Source organism: Fusicatenibacter saccharivorans (assembly GCF_027667425.1).
Classification (GTDB): Bacteria; Bacillota; Clostridia; order Lachnospirales; family Lachnospiraceae; genus Fusicatenibacter; species Fusicatenibacter saccharivorans.
The window spans coordinates 126,413-143,845 of sequence record NZ_JAQEGR010000009.1 but is presented as its reverse complement, the minus strand read 5'-3'; the positions used below and the strand labels follow the sequence as shown (position 1 = coordinate 143,845).

The following is a 17,433-nucleotide window of genomic DNA, read 5'->3' as shown; positions in this document are numbered from 1 at the left end:
GTCCGTTCCCGGCGTACTTATTTTATCCAGATGCCTGAATTTCCGTCTTATGCAAAGCAAAACGATAAGCCGGGTTATGTCGTGTGTAATCATCTATCCAATGGAACTGTCGCCAGTCCCCTTAAGCGACCCACCTGAAAACATGACGGGCAGCCATATACGTTTTCTATTCGGTCTTGCTTCGGATGGGGTTTACATGGCTTTCTCTGTTACCAGAGAAACGGTAGTCTCTTACACTGCCTTTCCACCCTTACCAGAAAAAACCTGGCGGTATCTCTCTGTTGCACTATCCCTGGAGTCGCCTCCGCCGGACGTTATCCGGCATCCTGCCCTGCGAAGCCCGGACTTTCCTCACCTGGCCCCTTTCGGTCCTGCCAGCCGCGATTACATATCTTACTTTGTCAAAAACGGAACATCAGACAGTTAATAATCATATCACAAACTTTCTCTGTTGTCCATCCCCCAAATCACAGATCCCGCAAAGCAGCCTCTCATACATCAAAGCAGCTTCCCCCCACAAACTCCCGCAGAATCGAATTCTTGGGAATATCCTCAATCGGCACTCCGACAAAATAATCCAAAAACTTCAGCAGCCGCTTTGCCTCCTGGTATTCCGGCTCTCCCTCCTCAATCTGGAACAAAAGCGGCTCCGCATACAGCTTCAGCACCGAAAGCTCATACACCAGCGCTGAATTGAACATCACATCCGCCTTCTCCTGATTCGGGAAAATATTACGATCTTCCCCGCGGCGCACCGACGGCCACATCGCAATCGTCTCCTTCGCCGACGTCGCCCGTGTCCGGCTGTCACGCACCATACGCCGGATCAGCCGGCCATCCGTCGTCGGAATCCGGTTGTGCTCATCCACATTAATCTGCGTCAGCGCACTGATATAAATCCGGAATTTACTTTCCGAAGGAAGCGACCACGTCAGTTTTTCATTCAGCCCGTGAATCCCCTCCAGCACCAGCACATCGGTCTCCTTCATCTGAATAAAATTCCCCTTGTACTCGCGCTTGCCCGTCTTAAAATTAAAATACGGCAGTTCCACACGCTCTCCGTTCAAAAGTGCTGTCATATCCCGATTCAAAAGCTCGATATCCAGTGCTTCCAGGCATTCAAAATCATAATCGCCGTTTTCATCCCGCGGCGTATCTACCCGGTTCACATAGTAATTATCAAGGCTGATCGGATGCGGCGTCAGACCATGCGCTGAAAGCTGGATGGAAAGCCGGTTGCAGAACGTTGTCTTTCCGGAGGAAGACGGCCCCGCAATCAGCACAAATTTAACCTGCTTTCTTTCCGCAATCTGCTCCGCAATCTTCGCAATCTTCTGCTCCTGCAGCGCCTCCGCAATCAGCATCATCTGCTGAATATTGCCCTTCGTGATGCGTTCATTTAAGTCGGCAACCGTGGAAATTCCCATCTGCTCACCCCAGCGCTCCGATTCCCGCTGCACCTGGAACACCTTCGGGGAGAGATTCGCCGCCGGCACCGTCTCCGGCGCCTTTTTCTCCGGCATCTGCAGCACAAAGCCGTCATCGTATAAATAGAGATCAAAATACTTCAGATAACTCGTATCATACGTCATAAATCCATAATAATAGTCTTCAAAATCCCCGAGACTGTACAGATTCACACGGGAGACACGGCGGTAACGGAACAAGCGGTCTTTATCCGTCATGCCATGCAGCCGGAACCGTTCTCTCGCCTCGTGCGTATCGACACTCCGCTTATAAATCGGCACCGCCTTTTCCACCTGTTCATGCATATACGCTTTTACTTCGTCCAAAAACTCCTGATTCAGCGTGATATCGCCGTCCACCGTGTAGAAAAAGCCCGAACCCGCCGAAAAATGCAGCATCACATGGCGGATCTTATCGTAGCCTCCCACATGATACACCGCTTTTACCAGCAGAAGAGAAAGACTCCTCTGATACGTTTTATGTCCGATCTCATCCTTCGTCGTCACAAATTCCAGTTCACAGTCTTTTTTCAGCTGCTTGTGCAGCTCCCTCAGCCGTCCGTCCACCTTCACCAGGACAATCGGAGCATCCATCGTTTTCTCAAAATCTTTTGCAATCTCATAATAAGAGCAATTTTCCGGATATTCATATTTCTTTCCATCAATTGTTACCTGAATCACTTGTAATTCCTCCTTTTTGCAAAACTTTCTGAAAATTCAGAAGTAAAAACGAAGGCGCGCCCGAAAATTATAAAACCTGAAATTTTCAGACACGCCTCCTCATGATAAAACGCTGTCGTTACATCGTATGGAACCGCGCAAGCGCAGATTCCAGTATTGCCTCTTTTTCTTTTAATTCACAAAGCCTCTGTGTCGCCTTCTCCCCCGGATTGCCAGAGAGCTGGCCGATCAGCATTCTGTTCTGGTTCTGCTGCTTCTGCAGATATTCCAACAGCACCGGATTCTGGTTTTCCAGAAGACGTGGTCCATAGAAAAGCTCCTCCGCCTTCAGATCTTCCTTTTCCCCATGCACTGCCCGCAGAATCGGATAGTATTTTCCATCCTCCTCCACGAAATTCTCCTGTGCAAGGTAAAATCCGTGCTCCAGCAGCCATGCGCGCACGCGGTCGATATCTGACTGCGGCTCCAGAATCAGCTCACCAAAGCCGGACAGCAGCGGCTCACCCTCACTTAAAATCCTTACGGTGAGCCCGCCGCCCATGCCCGCGATGAGGAGAGAATCCCCCTCCCCCGCCTGCAGGGCATGAAGGCCATCGGAAAGCCGTGTTTCTATGTAGTCCCCCATGTTATACTGCGTGATATGCTCCCTGGCCCGTTCTAACGGTCCGCGGTTCACATCCATGGCGATTGCGGAGGAAATCTTCTTCTGTTCCAGCAGCGCAATCGGCACATAGCCGTGATCTGTTCCCACATCGACCAGGCAGCCGCCCGGGGTGACAAACTCCGCTACCGCGGAAAGTCTTTTTGATAACTGCATGTCTTTTCTCCTGACTGAAAACTTAGTCCAGATAATCTTTGAGTTTTCTGGAACGACTCGGATGGCGGAGCTTTCGAAGCGCTTTCGCCTCAATCTGACGGATACGCTCTCTTGTAACGTTGAACTCTTTACCAACCTCTTCGAGGGTTCTCGCACGGCCATCGTCAAGTCCGAAACGGAGACGCAGAACCTTCTGCTCACGGTCGGTCAGTGTGCTTAAGACATCCTCCAGCTGCTCTTTCAGCATGGTGAATGCTGCCGCGTCTGCCGGTACCGGCACATTGTCGTCCTGGATGAAGTCACCGAGGTGGCTGTCCTCTTCCTCACCGATTGGTGTCTCGAGTGAAACCGGTTCCTGGGAGATTTTCAGGATCTCACGCACACGCTCTACAGACATGTGCATCTCCTCTGCGATCTCTTCCGGAGTAGGTTCGCGGCCTAACTCCTGCAGTAACTGACGGGAAACGCGGATCAGCTTGTTGATGGTCTCTACCATATGAACCGGAATACGGATCGTTCTCGCCTGGTCTGCAATCGCTCTTGTGATTGCCTGGCGGATCCACCATGTTGCATAGGTGGAGAATTTGTATCCCTTGCGGTAATCGAATTTTTCAACCGCTTTGATGAGGCCTAAGTTACCTTCCTGAATCAGATCCAGGAACAGCATGCCGCGGCCGACATAACGTTTTGCAATGGAAACAACGAGACGAAGGTTGGCCTCTGCCAGACGTTTTTTCGCATCCTCATCGCCCTCTTCCATTCTCTGTGCCAGCTTGATCTCTTCCTCTGCGGAAAGAAGCGGCACTTTACCGATCTCTTTTAAGTACATGCGGACCGGGTCCTCAATGCTGATGCCTTCCGGAACGGAAAGGTCGATGTTTTCCATATCGATCTCTTCTTCCTCGGAAAGGTCGATGTCATCGTCGTCCAGAAGGAGAAGATCGCGGTCTGCCGCATTTGGATCCTCGGTCATATCGGAGAGGCGCAGTACGTCGATACCGCTTGCCTCCAGGTATTCAAATACCTTCTCCATCTGCTCCGCATCCAGCGGCATATCGCGGAAAAAGTCGTTGATTTCCTGATATTCCAGGACGCTCTTTTTCTTTTTGCCGTATGCTACCAGCTCTTTTAATTTTTCCATAAATTTTGCTTTATCGAACTCCATTGACTGTCCATCCTTCCATAGCTTGTATATATTCTGTCCCTGCCCTGCGAAATTAAACACGCAGAACAGAAGATTCCAGGGTTTTTCTTTGGTATCCAGGCCTCCTTAAAAAGCGAAATCCGGAAGTTCCCCTGCTTTCCACCGCTCCAGGCTCTTTTTGTCCGCCATCAGCTTCTGCAGCGCCGCCATATCGGTCACATTCATATGTGCCGACTGATACGCAATGCTGTTTTCTTTCATATTGCAGATCACATCATGCAGCGCGCGCCGTTTTTCCTCCTCTGTCTCCAGCGGGATTCTGGCATTAAAAAGGCCTGCAACTTCTTTCTGCTCCTCGGAATCAACAAACTGATTCAAAAGCTTTGCCGGATTCACCCCGCCCTCGTGATACTGCAGCACAATCATCTCTGCAATCTGGCGGTAAAGAGGTGTGGTAAAATCCTCCGGCGTAATATATTTTTCCAGTTTTCCAATGAGCGCCGGATAAGAGGTCATCCATGTCAGCATCAGCTTCTGTGCTTTTTCGACACCGCCCTCTTTCTCTTTTTTGTTTGCGGCTGTATTCCGCGGCTTGACACGCTCCGTCCTTCCGGCTCCTGATAGTGCCATCTGACCGACCTGCTTTCGCAGTACTTCGACGGCAATCCCGTATTTTCCTGCCACTGCCTCAAGATAACTGTTCCGCTCGATCTCATCCTCGATTGCAACGAGACGACGCACCGCCTCATGCAGGAAATCGGATTTGCCCTGCGGGTCGGCAAGGTCGAAATCGCGTTCCTTCATGCGGATCTCATACAAAACGCTGTTCTCCGCCTCTTCCAGACGTTTTTCGAACGCTTCGCAGCCCTCGTGCTGGATAAACTCATCCGGGTCCTTATACGGTCTCAAATTGACGACACGCGTTGTAAGACCAACCCCTTTGAGCATCGGAATCGCACGAAGCGCCGCTTTGACGCCTGCCTCATCGCTGTCATAGATCACAAGAACCTCGTCGGTATACCGTTTCATCAGCCCCGCCTGCAGCGATGTGAGTGCTGTTCCAAGAGAAGCTACCGCGTTATTGAATCCTGCCTGGTGCATGGAGATGACGTCCATATAGCCCTCGCAGATAATCAGATTTTTTCTCCGTGAAGAGCGCGCCAGATGCAGCCCGTAGAGATTGCGGCTCTTATCGAAAATCTTTGTCTCCGGCGAATTCAGGTATTTCGGCTTTCCATCCCCCATCACACGGCCTCCGAAGCCGATGACACGGCTGTTGGCATCCATGATCGGGTAAATGACACGGTTCCAGAACTTGTCCTGCATGCCATGCACCTCGTCCGCCAGAAAAAGGCCCGACTGACGCAGGATTTCATCGTCATACCCTTTTTCTTTTAAGAAACGGTACAGCAGGCTTCCATACTTATCTGAATAGCCAAGGCCGAATTTTCGAATCGTATCATCCGAAAGGCCGCGCCCCTTCAGGTAATCGTAGCCCTGTTTTCCGCGTTCGGTGTGGAGCTGGTAATAATAGAATTTCGCCGCCTGTTTGTTGATTTCCAGCAGCGTGTTCTTTAAATCCGCCTGCTCCTTTGCTTCTTTCGAATACTCCATCTGCGGAAGCTCCACCCCGGCCCGGTCGGCCAGAAATTTCAAGGCTTCCACAAACGTGAAGTTTTCGTATTCCATCAAAAATGTGAAAACATTTCCTCCGGCTCCGCATCCGAAGCAGTAATACATCTGCTTTCCTGGGCTGACGGAAAAGGAAGGGGACTTCTCATTGTGGAAAGGGCAGAGCCCGAAGTAAGAGCTTCCTCTTCTTGTCAGCTTTACGTAGCCGGATATCACATCTACGATGTCATTTTTCATACGAATCTCTTCCACTAAATCATCGGAATATCGCATTTTTTCCTCCCTGTATCTAATAAACCGCCCAGGCTTTCGGCACGAACAGCTCCTCGTATTTGTGCATGGAATACTGATCGGTCATACCGGCAATGTAATCGCATACTACCTGTGTCTTGTCCTCGCCGCACCCGATCAGATTCCGGTACTCGCGGGACATCTGTTCCGGGTGCTCCTGGTAGTAGGTGTAGAGGGAAATCAGCATCTTTTTTGCCTTCTCCTCCTCTTTTTTCGCCTCCGGGTTGCGGTAGACGTTCGCGAACATCAACTCCCGCAGCATGCGCATGCCCTCGGCAATCTCCGCCGACTGGCGCACATACTCCGTTCCGCGGCTCTGCTCCACAATGTCGTGGATCAGCGTATTGAGCCGCTCGCGGCATGTATCGCCAAGGACGACGCGGATCGTAATCGGGATGTCATCCTCGCTTAAAATGCCGGCACGGATGGCATCGTCCATATCGTGGTGGATGTAGGCGATCTTGTCGCAGAGACGCACAACCTGTCCCTCCAGGGTCGACGGCTTTCCCGCCGTGCGGTGGTTCAGAATTCCATCCCGCACTTCCCAGGTCAGGTTCAGGCCCTGTCCTTCCTTTTCTAGAACCTCCACGACACGGACGCTCTGTTCCGCGTGGCGGAAGCCCCCGGGATGCACCGCATTGAGCGCCGCTTCCCCGGAATGGCCAAACGGCGTGTGTCCGAGATCGTGGCCAAGCGCAATGGCTTCGGTCAGATCCTCATTCAGATTCAGCGCCCGCGCAATCGTGCGGGCAATCTGGGACACCTCGAGTGTGTGCGTCAGGCGGGTCCGGTAATGATCGCCCTGCGCAGCGAGAAACACCTGTGTTTTGTCTTTCATCCTGCGAAAGGCTTTGGAGTGGAGAATCCGGTCCCGGTCTCTCTGGTAGACGGTGCGGATGTCACACTCCGGTTCATATCGGTCCCTTCCTCTGGAATTCCGGCTGTGCGCCGCATAAGGACTCAGCTCCTGAAATTCCCGTTCTTCAAACGATTCTCTCAAGTTCAAACGAAGACCACCTCTTTCCCGGTAATATGCCTGTAACAGTTCTTTTCATTGTCCTCCTATTTCCTATATTCGGTGCCCGATTCCGATTTCCTTTTTTATTTTTCAAATTTTTCAAATTTTTTCAAAAAAAGTGTTGACGGCTTACAACTCTGGTGCTATAATACATCTTGTCGTCAGCGAGATGACAAAAACTTAAAGAACATGCGGAAGTGCTGGAATTGGCAGACAGGCCAGACTAAGGATCTGGTGGTCATTGCGATCGTGTGGGTTCAAGTCCCATCTTCCGCATGAAATTTAAAAAACTACATAACATGCGGAAGTGCTGGAATTGGCAGACAGGCCAGACTAAGGATCTGGTGGTCATTGCGATCGTGTGGGTTCAAGTCCCATCTTCCGCAGAATGAGAACCCTTGTGCATGCAAGGGTTTTTTCCTTCTCAAAAAAATCAGAGGAAATTCTTTTTCGGATCTCCTCTGATTTTTATTTTTCCTTTTTTCAGAATTTTCTCTGCAATTTTTATTCTTACAGATTCGGTCTTACAATCTTCGGTGTATAGCCTGCCTCTTCCAGTGCTTTGACGATACGATTCTTGTGATCGGTGCCGAATGCCTCCATTGTGATGCGGAGCTCTACTGCAGCACTTCTGTTCGTTGTGAAGAACTGGTTGTGGTCCAGTTTGATGACGTTTCCGTTCTCGTTTGCAATCACCTGGGAAACGCGTACCAGCTCGCCTGGTTTATCCGGCAGAAGAACGGATACAGTAAAGATACGGTCTCTCTGGATCAGTCCGTTCTGGATCACGGAAGACATGGTGATGACGTCCATATTTCCGCCGCTTAAGATCGAAACAATCTTTTTGCCTTTGACATCCAGATGCTTTAATGCAGCCACAGTCAGAAGACCGGAGTTCTCGACGATCATCTTGTGGTTTTCTACCATATCAAGAAATGCTACGATCAGCTCATCATCATCCACGGTAATGATCTCGTCCAGGTTCTGTCTTACATACGGGAAAATCTTGGATCCCGGTGTCTGTACTGCAGTACCGTCTGCAATTGTGCTGACAGGAGATACGGTCGTTACCTCGCCTTTTTCAAAAGAAGCCTTCATACAGGCTGCTCCGGACGGCTCAACACCGATGACTTTGATGTTTGGTTTCAGCAGTTTTGCCAGTGTGGAAACACCGGTAGCCAGTCCGCCTCCTCCGATCGGAACAAGGATATAATCTACGAGCGGAAGCTCCTGAATCACTTCCATAGCGATGGTTCCCTGGCCGGTTGCAACGGTCAGATCATCGAACGGGTGAATAAAGGTATAGCCATGCTCTGCTGCAAGCTCGTATGCTTTTGCACATGCCTCATCGTACACATCTCCGTACAGAACAACCTCAGCGCCGTAGCTCTGGGTACGCTCTACTTTGATGAGCGGTGTGGTCGTCGGCATCACAATGACAGCCTTTGCACCGTAGCATTTTGCCGCATACGCAACGCCCTGTGCATGGTTTCCTGCAGATGCGGTGATCAGTCCTTTTGCGCGCTCCTCTTCACTTAAGGTGCTGATTTTGTAATAGGCACCGCGCAGCTTATAGGCGCCGGTCAGCTGCATATTTTCCGGTTTTAAGTAGACTTTATTTCCCGTCTGCTCGCTGAAATATTTGCTGTAAACCAGTTTGGTCTCCTGTGTTACTTTTTTTACAATTTCAGACGCTTCCTCAAATTTCGGGAGTGTCAGCATTTCTTCTGCCATAGTCTTTTCTCCTTGTTGTCTTTTTAAGCATTCTCTTCGGATGTATGGAACAGTGCATTTACAAACTGGTCTGCATCAAATTTCTGCAGATCGTGGATGCTCTCGCCCACGCCGATGTATTTGACCGGAATATCAAGCTCGGACTGGATGGCAACGGCGATACCGCCCTTTGCAGTTCCGTCCAGCTTCGTCAGAATGATACCGGTGACATTTGCCACTTCCGCAAACTGTCTTGCCTGCTGCAGCGCATTCTGGCCCGTGGTACCATCCAGCACCACCAGCGTTTCCAGGTATGCCTCTGGGTACTCTTTTTCCAGAATCCGGTAAATCTTGTGGAGCTCTTCCATCAGGTTCTTCTTGTTGTGAAGTCTTCCTGCCGTATCACAGATCAGCACATCCGCATTTCTGGCTTTTGCCGCTGCGACTGCATCGTACACGATGGACGCCGGATCTGCTCCGTTCTGTCCGCCGATGATATCCACGCCGGCGCGGTGCGCCCACTCCGTGAGCTGCTCGCCTGCCGCTGCACGGAACGTATCTGCTGCCGCAAGAACAACCTTTTTGCCCTGATCCTTCAGAAGGCCGGCCAGCTTTCCGACGGAGGTCGTTTTTCCGACTCCATTGACACCGATCACCAGCACTACCGATTTCCGGTTTTCAAATTCATAGGCTGTATCGCCTACATCCATCTGTTTTTTGATGCTCTCGATCAGAAGCTGTTTGCACTCTGCCGGATCGGTAATGTGCTCTTCTGCCACCCGCTCTTTTAAGTGGTCAATAATTTTGGTCGTTGTATTGATGCCGATATCTCCCATGACGAGAATCTCCTCGATCTCCTCATAAAAATCGTCATCAATATTGGAATAGCCGCTGAAAATAGAATCAATTCCAGCTACAATGCTGTCTCGGGTCTTCGTCAGACCGTTGACAAGACGTTTGAAAAAGCCTACTTTCTCCTCCGCCATACCGTTCGCCTCCCTTTATCTTTTCTATCTTACTTCTTTCGTATTGTATCTTATTCGTTTCTATTTGTCCAGTTCTCCCTCGATCAAATCGACAGAAACAAGGGTAGAAACACCCTTCTCCTGCATCGTGATGCCGTACAGACGGTCTGCCGCCGTCATCGTACCGCGCCTGTGGGTGATGACGATGAACTGGGTATTTTTTGTCAGCTTATGCAGATACTGTGCAAAACGCGTTACGTTGGAATCGTCGAGCGCCGCCTCGATCTCGTCAAGTAAACAGAACGGGGACGGCTTTAAGTTCTGGATTGCAAAAAGCAGCGCAATCGCGGTCAGTGCCTTCTCGCCTCCGGAGAGCTGCATCATATTCTGCAGTTTCTTTCCCGGCGGCTGGGAAATGATGCGGATACCTGCCTCGAGTACATCCGTGTCCTCCTCGAGTTCCAGCGTTCCCTTTCCGCCGCCGAACAGCTGGCGGAACACGCGGTCAAACTCTTTCCGGATCTCCTCGAATTTTTCCGTGAACTGCTTGCGCATACCGGCATCCAGCTCATCGATGATGCCCTGCAGTGTCTCTGCCGCCTTGACAAGATCGGTGTGCTGTGCATCGAGAAAGGCGTGGCGCTCCGAAATCTCTTTGTACTCCTCAATCGCATTCACATTGACAGAGCCAAGCTTCCGGATCGCATCTTTTACTTCCAGCACACGCCGCTTTAATTCACTGCGCTCCGGAATCTCCTCCATCTGGAACTCTCTTGCGTGGCCCGGTGTCACTTCGTACTCTTCCCAGAGATACGAGGTCTGTGCCTCTTTTGTCTCCTCCAGCTTTTCTTTCTGGCTGTTCAGACGGAAGCACTCTTTGTCCATCAGGGAAATCTGGTCGGAGAGCTGATCCCGCTTCTCGAAAAATTCTTTGTGATCTGCGCTTAATGCTTCTTTTTTCTCCTGCAGTTCCACAATCCGGCGGTCTTCCTCTTCTTTTGCCTGCACTGCTGCTGCAATCGTCTTCTGGATCTCCACGATGTCCTGCTGTTTCCTTTTGACATCGTCTTTTTCCTCCGCCGCTTTTTCCAGCATGGTGCGGCTTTCCGCTTCCAGTTTTCCCGTCTCTTCCTCAAGACGGCGGATGTTCTGGGCAAGGAATCCATCCTTCTGGGACAGATTTGCGTAATTTAACCGGATTTCTTCAAGATCCTTCGTATATTCTGCTTCCCGGCGGCGAAGCCCTGTAAGCGCCTCCTGTGCCTTCTGGATATTCTCCTGTAGCGTGCTTTCCCGCTCCACCGATTCCTGCATTTCCTGACCGATGACTTTCCGGTTCCGCTCAATCTCGGCGATCTGATTTTCAATCTCGAGACTCTCCTTCTGAAGCGCTTCAAAATCCAGACGGATTTCCGTCTTTTTCTCGCGCGCTTTTTCCAGATTCAGGCGCACCGTATTCTGCTCGATGTACTGCCGCTGCAGTTTTTCATTCAGCTCGGTGCGGAGATCGCGGATTTCATTCCGCTTATTTTTCTTCTCTTCAAGTTCCTGCTGGATTTCCCGCAGTTCCTTCGCAAGACCCTGTACGCTCTTTTCGAGTTCCTCAATCTCACGCCGTCTTCCGAGCAGGTTGCTGTTGTTCCGGAACGAACCTCCTGTCATGGAACCGCCCGGGCTCAAGAGCTCGCCCTCGAGGGTTACCATGCGGAGCGTCTGACGGTATTTCCGCTGGATCACAATGGCATGGTCGATCGTGTCGACCACCAGCGTTCTTCCAAGCAGCTGTGCCACAAGGCCCTCATACACCGGGTCGTACGAAACAAGTGCATTTGCCACACCGAGCACACCAGTTTCTCTTGCCGCATCCTCATTCACCTGCGTTTTTTTCCCGCGCATACTGGTGAGCGGAAGGAACGTCGCACGGCCGAAATGGCCCCGTTTCAGGTATTCAATCAGGTATTTCGCCGTCGCCTCATTGTCGGTGACAATATTCTGAATGCTGCCGCCAAGTGCGGTCTCGATCGCCGTCTCGTACTTTTTCTCCGCCTGCAGAAGATCCGCCACAACGCCGTGGATGCCGGGATTCCGGTCTTTCTGCTCCATGACCTTCCGAATACTGTTTCCATAGCCGTCGTACCGCTCGGTGATGTTCTTTAAGGATTCGAGCCTTGACGCTTCTCTGTGGTAATTGGTCTGGCCGGCTTCCATCTCTTTCGTCTGGTTCGAGAGATCCGCCGTCAGCGCGGTAATCTTCTGATCTGCCTCCTGGTACTGCTGTTTCAGGCTGCTTACCGTCTCTTCGAGCGCTTCAAACGCGTTCTGCAGTTCTTCCATCTGCCCGTTCTGTTCGGACTCGCTCGTCTTTAAATGCAGCACCCTCTGGCTTAATTCTGCCTTTCGGATGCCGATCTGCTCGAGCATCGCATCGTAGCGCTGCATTTTTCCCTTCGTGGAACCCCGCTGGTTCAGAAGGCCGATGACTTCGCTCTTATCCTGTTCACTCTGCAGCTCGACTGCCTGGATCTGCTCCTGGCATTCCGAGAGAGCGGCCTCTTTCTCACTCTTTTCCGTCTCTGACGCAAGAAGTGCTTCATGAAGCCCGTCCTTTTCTGCCTGATATGTATTTTTTTCTGCCGTCTTTGTGCGGCTCTCCGCGCGGATCGCCTCCAGACGTTCTCTTAATGTGTCGCTGTTCCTCTCTGATGCATGAATCTGCTCGTTCAACACCTCGATCTGGTTTTCGAGCTGCTGACGTTTCAGTGCATTCTCCCCCGCCTGATCGCGCGCAGAAAGAATCGTCTGGTCCAGTTTTTCCTGCTCCTGTTCCAGCTTTTCATACTCCTGCTTCGTATGCTCAAAAGCCTCTTTCGTGCTCTTTAACTGCTCTTCTGTAATCCGGTACCGGTCTTCTACTTTCGCGAGATCGTTCCGGATGCGCTCCATCTCGAGCAGAAACATATTGATATCGAGGAGCTTTAATTCCTCTTTCTTCTTTAAATAAATCTTTGCCGTCTCAGACTGGCGTTCCAGCGGCTCTAACTGCCTTGTCAGTTCCGAGAGAATGTCGTTGACGCGCACCAGATTCTGCTGCTCTTCCGCCAGCTTCTTTTCGGTCACGGCCTTCCTTCTCTTGAATTTGACAATTCCTGCCGCCTCGTCAAACAGCTCCCGGCGCTCTTCCGGCTTACCACTTAAAATCTTATCAATCTGACCCTGTCCGATGATGGAATAGCCTTCTTTTCCGATACCGGTATCGTAGAACAGCTCGTTGATGTCCTTTAACCGGCACGATGCGCCGTTCATCAGATACTCGCTCTCACCGGAGCGGTAGAGCCGTCTCGTCACCGTGACTTCCTCGAAATCGACATTCAGCTTGTGGTCGGAATTGTCGAGTGTAATTGCAACCGACGCGTAGCCGAGCGGCTTTCTCGTCTCGGTTCCGGAGAAAATAACATCCTGCATATTTCCGCCGCGGAGCTGCTTGGCGCTCTGTTCGCCGAGCACCCAGCGCACCGCATCGCCAACATTGCTCTTTCCACTGCCGTTCGGCCCTACAACGCCGGTAATACCGTCGTGGAACTGCAGAATGGTTTTGTTGGCAAACGACTTAAATCCCTGCATTTCAATGGATTTGAGATACATAATTCACCTACGCTTTTTTTCTGGCAAGAATTGCATCGTATGCCGCTGCCTGTTCTGCCGCTTTTTTCGTTCTGCCCTTTCCGGTACCGAGCGCTTTCTTTCCGACGCTGACCTGTGCCCAGAAGCTCTTGTCGTGATCCGGTCCCTCTTCTTTTAAGATGGTGTAAACAATCTCTTCATCCGTCTCACCCTGGATCAGCTCCTGCAGAATCGTTTTGCTGTCGTAGAAAAGCTGTTTGTGTTCGATATCGTTTAAGATATAGTTCAGAACGAACGTTTTTGCCGGTTCAAAGCCGCCGTCCAGGAAAATCGCACCGATCGTTGCCTCCATAGCATCCGAAACGATGGAATCGCGGTGACGGCCGCCGGTTGCCTCCTCGCCCTTTCCAAGGAGTAGAAAGCTTCCAAGGTCAATCTCACGGGCACAGAATGCCAGTGCCGGTTCACAGACGAGGCTGGCGCGTTTTTTCGTCATCTCGCCCTCCGGGAGACGCGGGAATGTCTTGTATAAAAATTCGCTGGATACAACTTCCAGCACGGCATCTCCTAAGAACTCCAGACGCTCGTTGCACTCCAGGCGCTCCATATGGTGCTCATTTGCGTAGGAAGAATGGCGCATCGCCATCTCCAGCAGTCCGAAATCCTGAAATTTATACTGGATCTTCTTTTCCAAATCCACGAGTTTATCAATATTATTCATAACCTGTTTTAAGCCTGTCCTTCCTCATAGTTACCGTTTGCAGGTGTTCTGCGGACGGTAACAAAGGGGCTGTCCTGTAGCAAACAGCCCCTTCGCCATTTTCTATTATTCTGCCAGTTTCTTTTTGATCGCTTCCACCGCATCCTCAACCGATACGATGTGCTCTGCTTCTTCTGCTTCGATCTGGATATCAAATTCTTCTTCAATTCCCATCACAATCTGAAATACATCCAGGGAATCCGCTCCCAGATCATCTGTAAAGGTTGTCTCCATGGTTACTTCATTCGGATCTACGTTTAATACATCCGCAATGATCTCCTGTAATTTCTCAAATTCCATCTTTCGCTGCCTCCCTGCTGCTCTTATAGTCTGCCAGATGCTCCTGCACTTTCTGCGGAATCTTCTCCTCGCTAAATGAAATGCACTGGAGAATGGAATTTTTAAATTCGTTGGCTTTTGAGCTTCCGTGCGTTTTTACAACGAGTCCTTTTAAGCCAAGCAGCGGTGCTCCGCCGTACTCACTGGCATCAAAAGACTTCAGTGTCTCTTTCAGCGCCGGTTTCACAAGAAGGGCTCCGATTTTACTGCGCAGAGATGTCATCATGCCCTGTTTTACCTTGGAAATCAGGGTCGCGCCGACGCCCTCATACAGCTTTAAGATAACGTTTCCGACAAACGCCTCACAGACAACAACGTCTGCGGCTCCGTTTGGAATTTCTCTTGCTTCGATACTGCCGACAAAGTTGATATACGGGGTTTCTTTCAGAAGCGGATACGTCTCTTTGACGAGCGCGTTTCCTTTTTCTTCTTCCACACCGATATTCACGATTCCCACACGCGGATTTTTAATGCCGACAACGTGTTCCATATAGATGGAACCCATCATGGCAAACTGCACCAGATGGGACGGTCTTGCATCAACATTCGCACCGCAGTCGATCAGAAGGGATACACCGTCTTTCGTCGGGATCAGCGGAGCCAGCGGCGGGCGCTCTACGCCCTTGATGCGTCCTACGATCGTCTGTCCGCCGACCAGGACTGCTCCGGTGCTTCCTGATGAGACAAACGCGTCTGCCTCTCCGTAGCGCACTTTTTTCATGCCGACAACGATCGAAGAATCTTTTTTGTGGCGGATCGCATTGACCGGCGGCTCTCCCGTCTCAATGATCTCGGTTGCCGGAACGATCTCAACCCGCTCCTTCGGGTACGTATATTTCTGCAGTTCTTTTTCGATGACATCCACCTGGCCGACCAGCTGGACTTTGACACGTTCATCTGCGTTTACGGCCTCAACGGCGCCTTTTACCGGCTCCGCAGGCGCATAATCGCCGCCCATCGCGTCCACTGCAACTCTGACTAAGTCACTCATGTTTTTTCCTCTTTTCTCTTTTCTAAAGCGCGTTTGAAAACTCTTTTTCTTTCAAAAAACCGTTTTCAACCACGCTCTAAAAGCACTCATGCAAGTGCTGTATTAACTATACTAAACTCCTTTGCAAAAATCAAGCACAAATGCCCATCCGCGCTTTCTCCTGTATTCCAAAAAAGCGGGTGGATTTATCTTTCCAAAATCCACCCGCTCTGTTTTGTCTTATTTTTCTTAAGAAACCTTGACTCCGCTCGAATTCATCTCATGACCGTCTATGGTTGTATTCCGTGCCATGACACCGGTATCCGGATCCAGATAATATTCCTCACCATCCTGCGTGAACCAGCCGGTCTGCATCTGACCGTTGTCCGCCAGATAATACCATTCTTCTCCGCTCCAGTACCATCCTGTCACCATGTATGAATTTTCATCAAACACGTACCAGTAGCCGTCGATATTCTGCCAGGTATTGGTTGCATAGCTTCCATCATTATTCTGATACTGCCATCCGTTTTCATTCTGAACCCATTTCCCTGCCGGAATTACCGTAACTTCTGTTACCGTACTCGTCGCCATGGAAACGGTATTTCCAACCGTGTTTGTTGCCACAACGTAATAGTAATCTTTGCCCTCCGCCGAAGTATCGACCTGGTATGTCACTTCTGTTGCGCCTTCAATCGGCGTTCCTCCGCCGTTGGAATTTACGTTGTTCTTATACCACTGATATGTTACTGTGCCTTCTCCCGTTATTCCTGCCTCACAAGTCAGCTTTCCAGATGTATTTCCAACGGGAATCTGCAGGCTCTCCACCGGATTTACCGAAAAAACCGGCTTTTCCAGATTGGCATCTACATGAACAGCATCGCTGTCCTCTTTTGAAATATCTACACTGGCCGAAGACGAAACCGTCGTCTCAGTTCCCATCATTTTATCCATCAGACTGTCTGTGGAACATCCTGAGAGGAATACTACACTGCACATGCATGCTGCCAGAAATATGATTCGTCTATTCTTCATATGCTTTGCACTCCTTTTTTATAATTGTTACGAAAATGTTGCAATATTGTTTCAATTCTCACCGAGACCATTATAGCACATCACGACACACCACGTCAAATCTTTTATATGACGCTTCCAGACAACCCGCAGAGACAACAAAAAAGCCCCCGGTGACGGGAGCCTTTTGCTGCATTGCACATCGGAACTGATTCCGATTTATGAATATTAGTCCATTGCAACGACTTCTTTTTTGTTGTAAGAACCACAAGCTTTGCAAACTCTGTGCGGCATCATAAGAGCACCACATTTGCTGCATTTTACAAGGTTCGGAGCAGACATTTTCCAGTTTGCTCTTCTCTTATCGCGTCTTGCTTTGGAAGATTTATTCTTAGGACAAATGGACATAGTTACACCTCCTTAAATTTGCTGAATATATCTTTGATTGCAGCCATTCGGGGGTCTAGCCCTGTGGTATCACAATCACAGGTCTGAATATTCAGATTCGCACCACAACGGCTGCAGATTCCTTTACAGTCATCTTTACACAGCACTCGAATCGGCCATTGGACTATGAGCTCATTACGAACCAGTTCTTCCACATCGAGCTCGTCTCCCTCCACAAACGAAGAGTCCTCTTCTTTTTCCTCGCGTTCTTCCTCTGACAGATTCAGATCAATCTGCAGATCGAACTCGAGCTGGAATGGAGTCGCTACCGGTGTCAGGCATCTTGCACATGGAATCTCCATTGTAAGGTCTGCGCTGCCGGTGATCGTGATCACACGATTGCCTTCATGCGTAAGGCCAAGGATAACAGGATGTTTTTCGATTACCCGATAGTCCTGCCCGCCGATCGAAAAAGTTTCGGATGTAAGCGGAATTTCATACTTTTCGGACTTTCCGTCCTGCGCAAATAACTTGGTCAGACTGATTTTCATATTGTTCTCCTAATCACACTTTACCAATTATACCCGGGAAGGTAAGAATTGTCAACTGCTTTTT

Annotated in this window: 14 protein-coding genes, 2 tRNA genes and 1 other RNA gene; 2 read left to right on the top strand and 15 right to left on the bottom strand. The window is 50.2% G+C overall.

What is annotated here, in order from left to right; all coding sequences use genetic code 11:
* Nucleotides 1–49 precede the first annotated feature (49 nt).
* The 6 genes from rnpB to PGS38_RS10270 all read right to left on the bottom strand — a co-directional run bounded on the left by rnpB (nt 50) and on the right by PGS38_RS10270 (nt 7,037).
* An RNA gene (rnpB, locus tag PGS38_RS10295) (RNase P RNA component class A) lies at nt 50–400 on the bottom strand.
* A 91-nt stretch (nt 401–491) separates the two neighbouring features.
* Nucleotides 492–2,147, bottom strand: coding sequence for a nucleoside kinase (locus tag PGS38_RS10290; protein ID WP_243037597.1), 1,656 nt, complete (start codon nt 2,145–2,147; stop codon nt 492–494).
* A 118-nt stretch (nt 2,148–2,265) separates the two neighbouring features.
* A complete protein-coding gene (locus tag PGS38_RS10285) occupies nt 2,266–2,964 on the bottom strand; it encodes a tRNA (adenine(22)-N(1))-methyltransferase (protein ID WP_118594896.1) in 699 nt (232 codons plus the stop codon).
* 22 nt (nt 2,965–2,986) lie between these two features.
* Entirely contained in the window at nt 2,987–4,129 is a 1,143-nt protein-coding gene (rpoD, locus tag PGS38_RS10280; RefSeq protein ID WP_055228389.1) for an RNA polymerase sigma factor RpoD, read from the bottom strand.
* A 105-nt stretch (nt 4,130–4,234) separates the two neighbouring features.
* Nucleotides 4,235–6,013, bottom strand: a complete 1,779-nt coding sequence (gene dnaG, locus PGS38_RS10275; protein WP_055228390.1) for a DNA primase — start codon at nt 6,011–6,013, stop codon at nt 4,235–4,237.
* Between the two features lie 16 nt (nt 6,014–6,029).
* Nucleotides 6,030–7,037 (bottom strand): deoxyguanosinetriphosphate triphosphohydrolase, encoded by a 1,008-nt coding sequence (locus PGS38_RS10270; RefSeq protein ID WP_055218880.1) that lies wholly within the window; start codon nt 7,035–7,037, stop codon nt 6,030–6,032.
* Between the two features lie 203 nt (nt 7,038–7,240).
* On the opposite strand from PGS38_RS10270, the gene PGS38_RS10265 reads away from it, so the two are divergent.
* Together PGS38_RS10265 and PGS38_RS10260 are read left to right on the top strand one after the other, a co-directional pair.
* Nucleotides 7,241–7,325: transfer RNA gene (locus PGS38_RS10265), tRNA-Leu, on the top strand.
* Between the two features lie 25 nt (nt 7,326–7,350).
* A tRNA-Leu gene (locus PGS38_RS10260) sits at nt 7,351–7,435 on the top strand.
* A 124-nt stretch (nt 7,436–7,559) separates the two neighbouring features.
* Here the strand turns inward: PGS38_RS10260 and ilvA are convergent.
* The 9 genes from ilvA to PGS38_RS10215 all read right to left on the bottom strand — a co-directional run bounded on the left by ilvA (nt 7,560) and on the right by PGS38_RS10215 (nt 17,369).
* Nucleotides 7,560–8,771, bottom strand: a complete 1,212-nt coding sequence (gene ilvA, locus PGS38_RS10255; RefSeq protein ID WP_055219017.1) for a threonine ammonia-lyase — start codon at nt 8,769–8,771, stop codon at nt 7,560–7,562.
* 35 nt (nt 8,772–8,806) lie between these two features.
* Complete coding sequence (ftsY, locus tag PGS38_RS10250; RefSeq protein ID WP_022462735.1) at nt 8,807–9,748, bottom strand: signal recognition particle-docking protein FtsY; 942 nt, start codon at nt 9,746–9,748, stop codon at nt 8,807–8,809.
* Nucleotides 9,749–9,808: 60 nt separating this feature from the next.
* Nucleotides 9,809–13,369 (bottom strand): chromosome segregation protein SMC, encoded by a 3,561-nt coding sequence (gene smc, locus PGS38_RS10245; protein WP_118594897.1) that lies wholly within the window; start codon nt 13,367–13,369, stop codon nt 9,809–9,811.
* A 7-nt stretch (nt 13,370–13,376) separates the two neighbouring features.
* Nucleotides 13,377–14,069, bottom strand: coding sequence for a ribonuclease III (gene rnc / locus PGS38_RS10240; RefSeq protein WP_055218876.1), 693 nt, complete (start codon nt 14,067–14,069; stop codon nt 13,377–13,379).
* 105 nt (nt 14,070–14,174) lie between these two features.
* Nucleotides 14,175–14,408, bottom strand: a complete 234-nt coding sequence (gene acpP / locus PGS38_RS10235; protein ID WP_117802558.1) for an acyl carrier protein — start codon at nt 14,406–14,408, stop codon at nt 14,175–14,177.
* Nucleotides 14,398–15,438: a phosphate acyltransferase PlsX gene (gene plsX, locus PGS38_RS10230; protein ID WP_118601360.1), complete on the bottom strand. Its 1,041-nt coding sequence runs from the start codon at nt 15,436–15,438 to the stop codon at nt 14,398–14,400. Before plsX ends, acpP begins: the two co-directional genes overlap by 11 nt.
* 228 nt (nt 15,439–15,666) lie before the next feature.
* Nucleotides 15,667–16,452, bottom strand: coding sequence for a hypothetical protein (locus tag PGS38_RS10225; RefSeq protein ID WP_055218872.1), 786 nt, complete (start codon nt 16,450–16,452; stop codon nt 15,667–15,669).
* A 207-nt stretch (nt 16,453–16,659) separates the two neighbouring features.
* The gene (rpmF, locus tag PGS38_RS10220; RefSeq protein WP_022462729.1) at nt 16,660–16,839 is read right to left on the bottom strand and encodes a 50S ribosomal protein L32; all 180 of its coding nucleotides are present in this window, start codon (nt 16,837–16,839) and stop codon (nt 16,660–16,662) included.
* Between the two features lie 2 nt (nt 16,840–16,841).
* Nucleotides 16,842–17,369 (bottom strand): YceD family protein, encoded by a 528-nt coding sequence (locus PGS38_RS10215; protein ID WP_055267341.1) that lies wholly within the window; start codon nt 17,367–17,369, stop codon nt 16,842–16,844.
* Nucleotides 17,370–17,433: the final 64 nt, after the last annotated feature.

Coding starts and splice junctions, on each gene's coding strand:
- PGS38_RS10285 (WP_118594896.1), bottom strand. CDS start 2,964: ATGCAGTTATCAAAAAGACTTTCCGCGGTAGCGGAGTTTGTCACCCCG.
- rpoD (WP_055228389.1), bottom strand. CDS start 4,129: ATGGAGTTCGATAAAGCAAAATTTATGGAAAAATTAAAAGAGCTGGTA.
- dnaG (WP_055228390.1), bottom strand. CDS start 6,013: ATGCGATATTCCGATGATTTAGTGGAAGAGATTCGTATGAAAAATGAC.
- ilvA (WP_055219017.1), bottom strand. CDS start 8,771: ATGCTGACACTCCCGAAATTTGAGGAAGCGTCTGAAATTGTAAAAAAA.
- ftsY (WP_022462735.1), bottom strand. CDS start 9,748: ATGGCGGAGGAGAAAGTAGGCTTTTTCAAACGTCTTGTCAACGGTCTG.
- smc (WP_118594897.1), bottom strand. CDS start 13,369: ATGTATCTCAAATCCATTGAAATGCAGGGATTTAAGTCGTTTGCCAAC.
- rnc (WP_055218876.1), bottom strand. CDS start 14,069: ATGAATAATATTGATAAACTCGTGGATTTGGAAAAGAAGATCCAGTAT.
- acpP (WP_117802558.1), bottom strand. CDS start 14,408: ATGGAATTTGAGAAATTACAGGAGATCATTGCGGATGTATTAAACGTA.
- plsX (WP_118601360.1), bottom strand. CDS start 15,438: ATGAGTGACTTAGTCAGAGTTGCAGTGGACGCGATGGGCGGCGATTAT.
- PGS38_RS10225 (WP_055218872.1), bottom strand. CDS start 16,452: ATGAAGAATAGACGAATCATATTTCTGGCAGCATGCATGTGCAGTGTA.
- rpmF (WP_022462729.1), bottom strand. CDS start 16,839: ATGTCCATTTGTCCTAAGAATAAATCTTCCAAAGCAAGACGCGATAAG.
- PGS38_RS10215 (WP_055267341.1), bottom strand. CDS start 17,369: ATGAAAATCAGTCTGACCAAGTTATTTGCGCAGGACGGAAAGTCCGAA.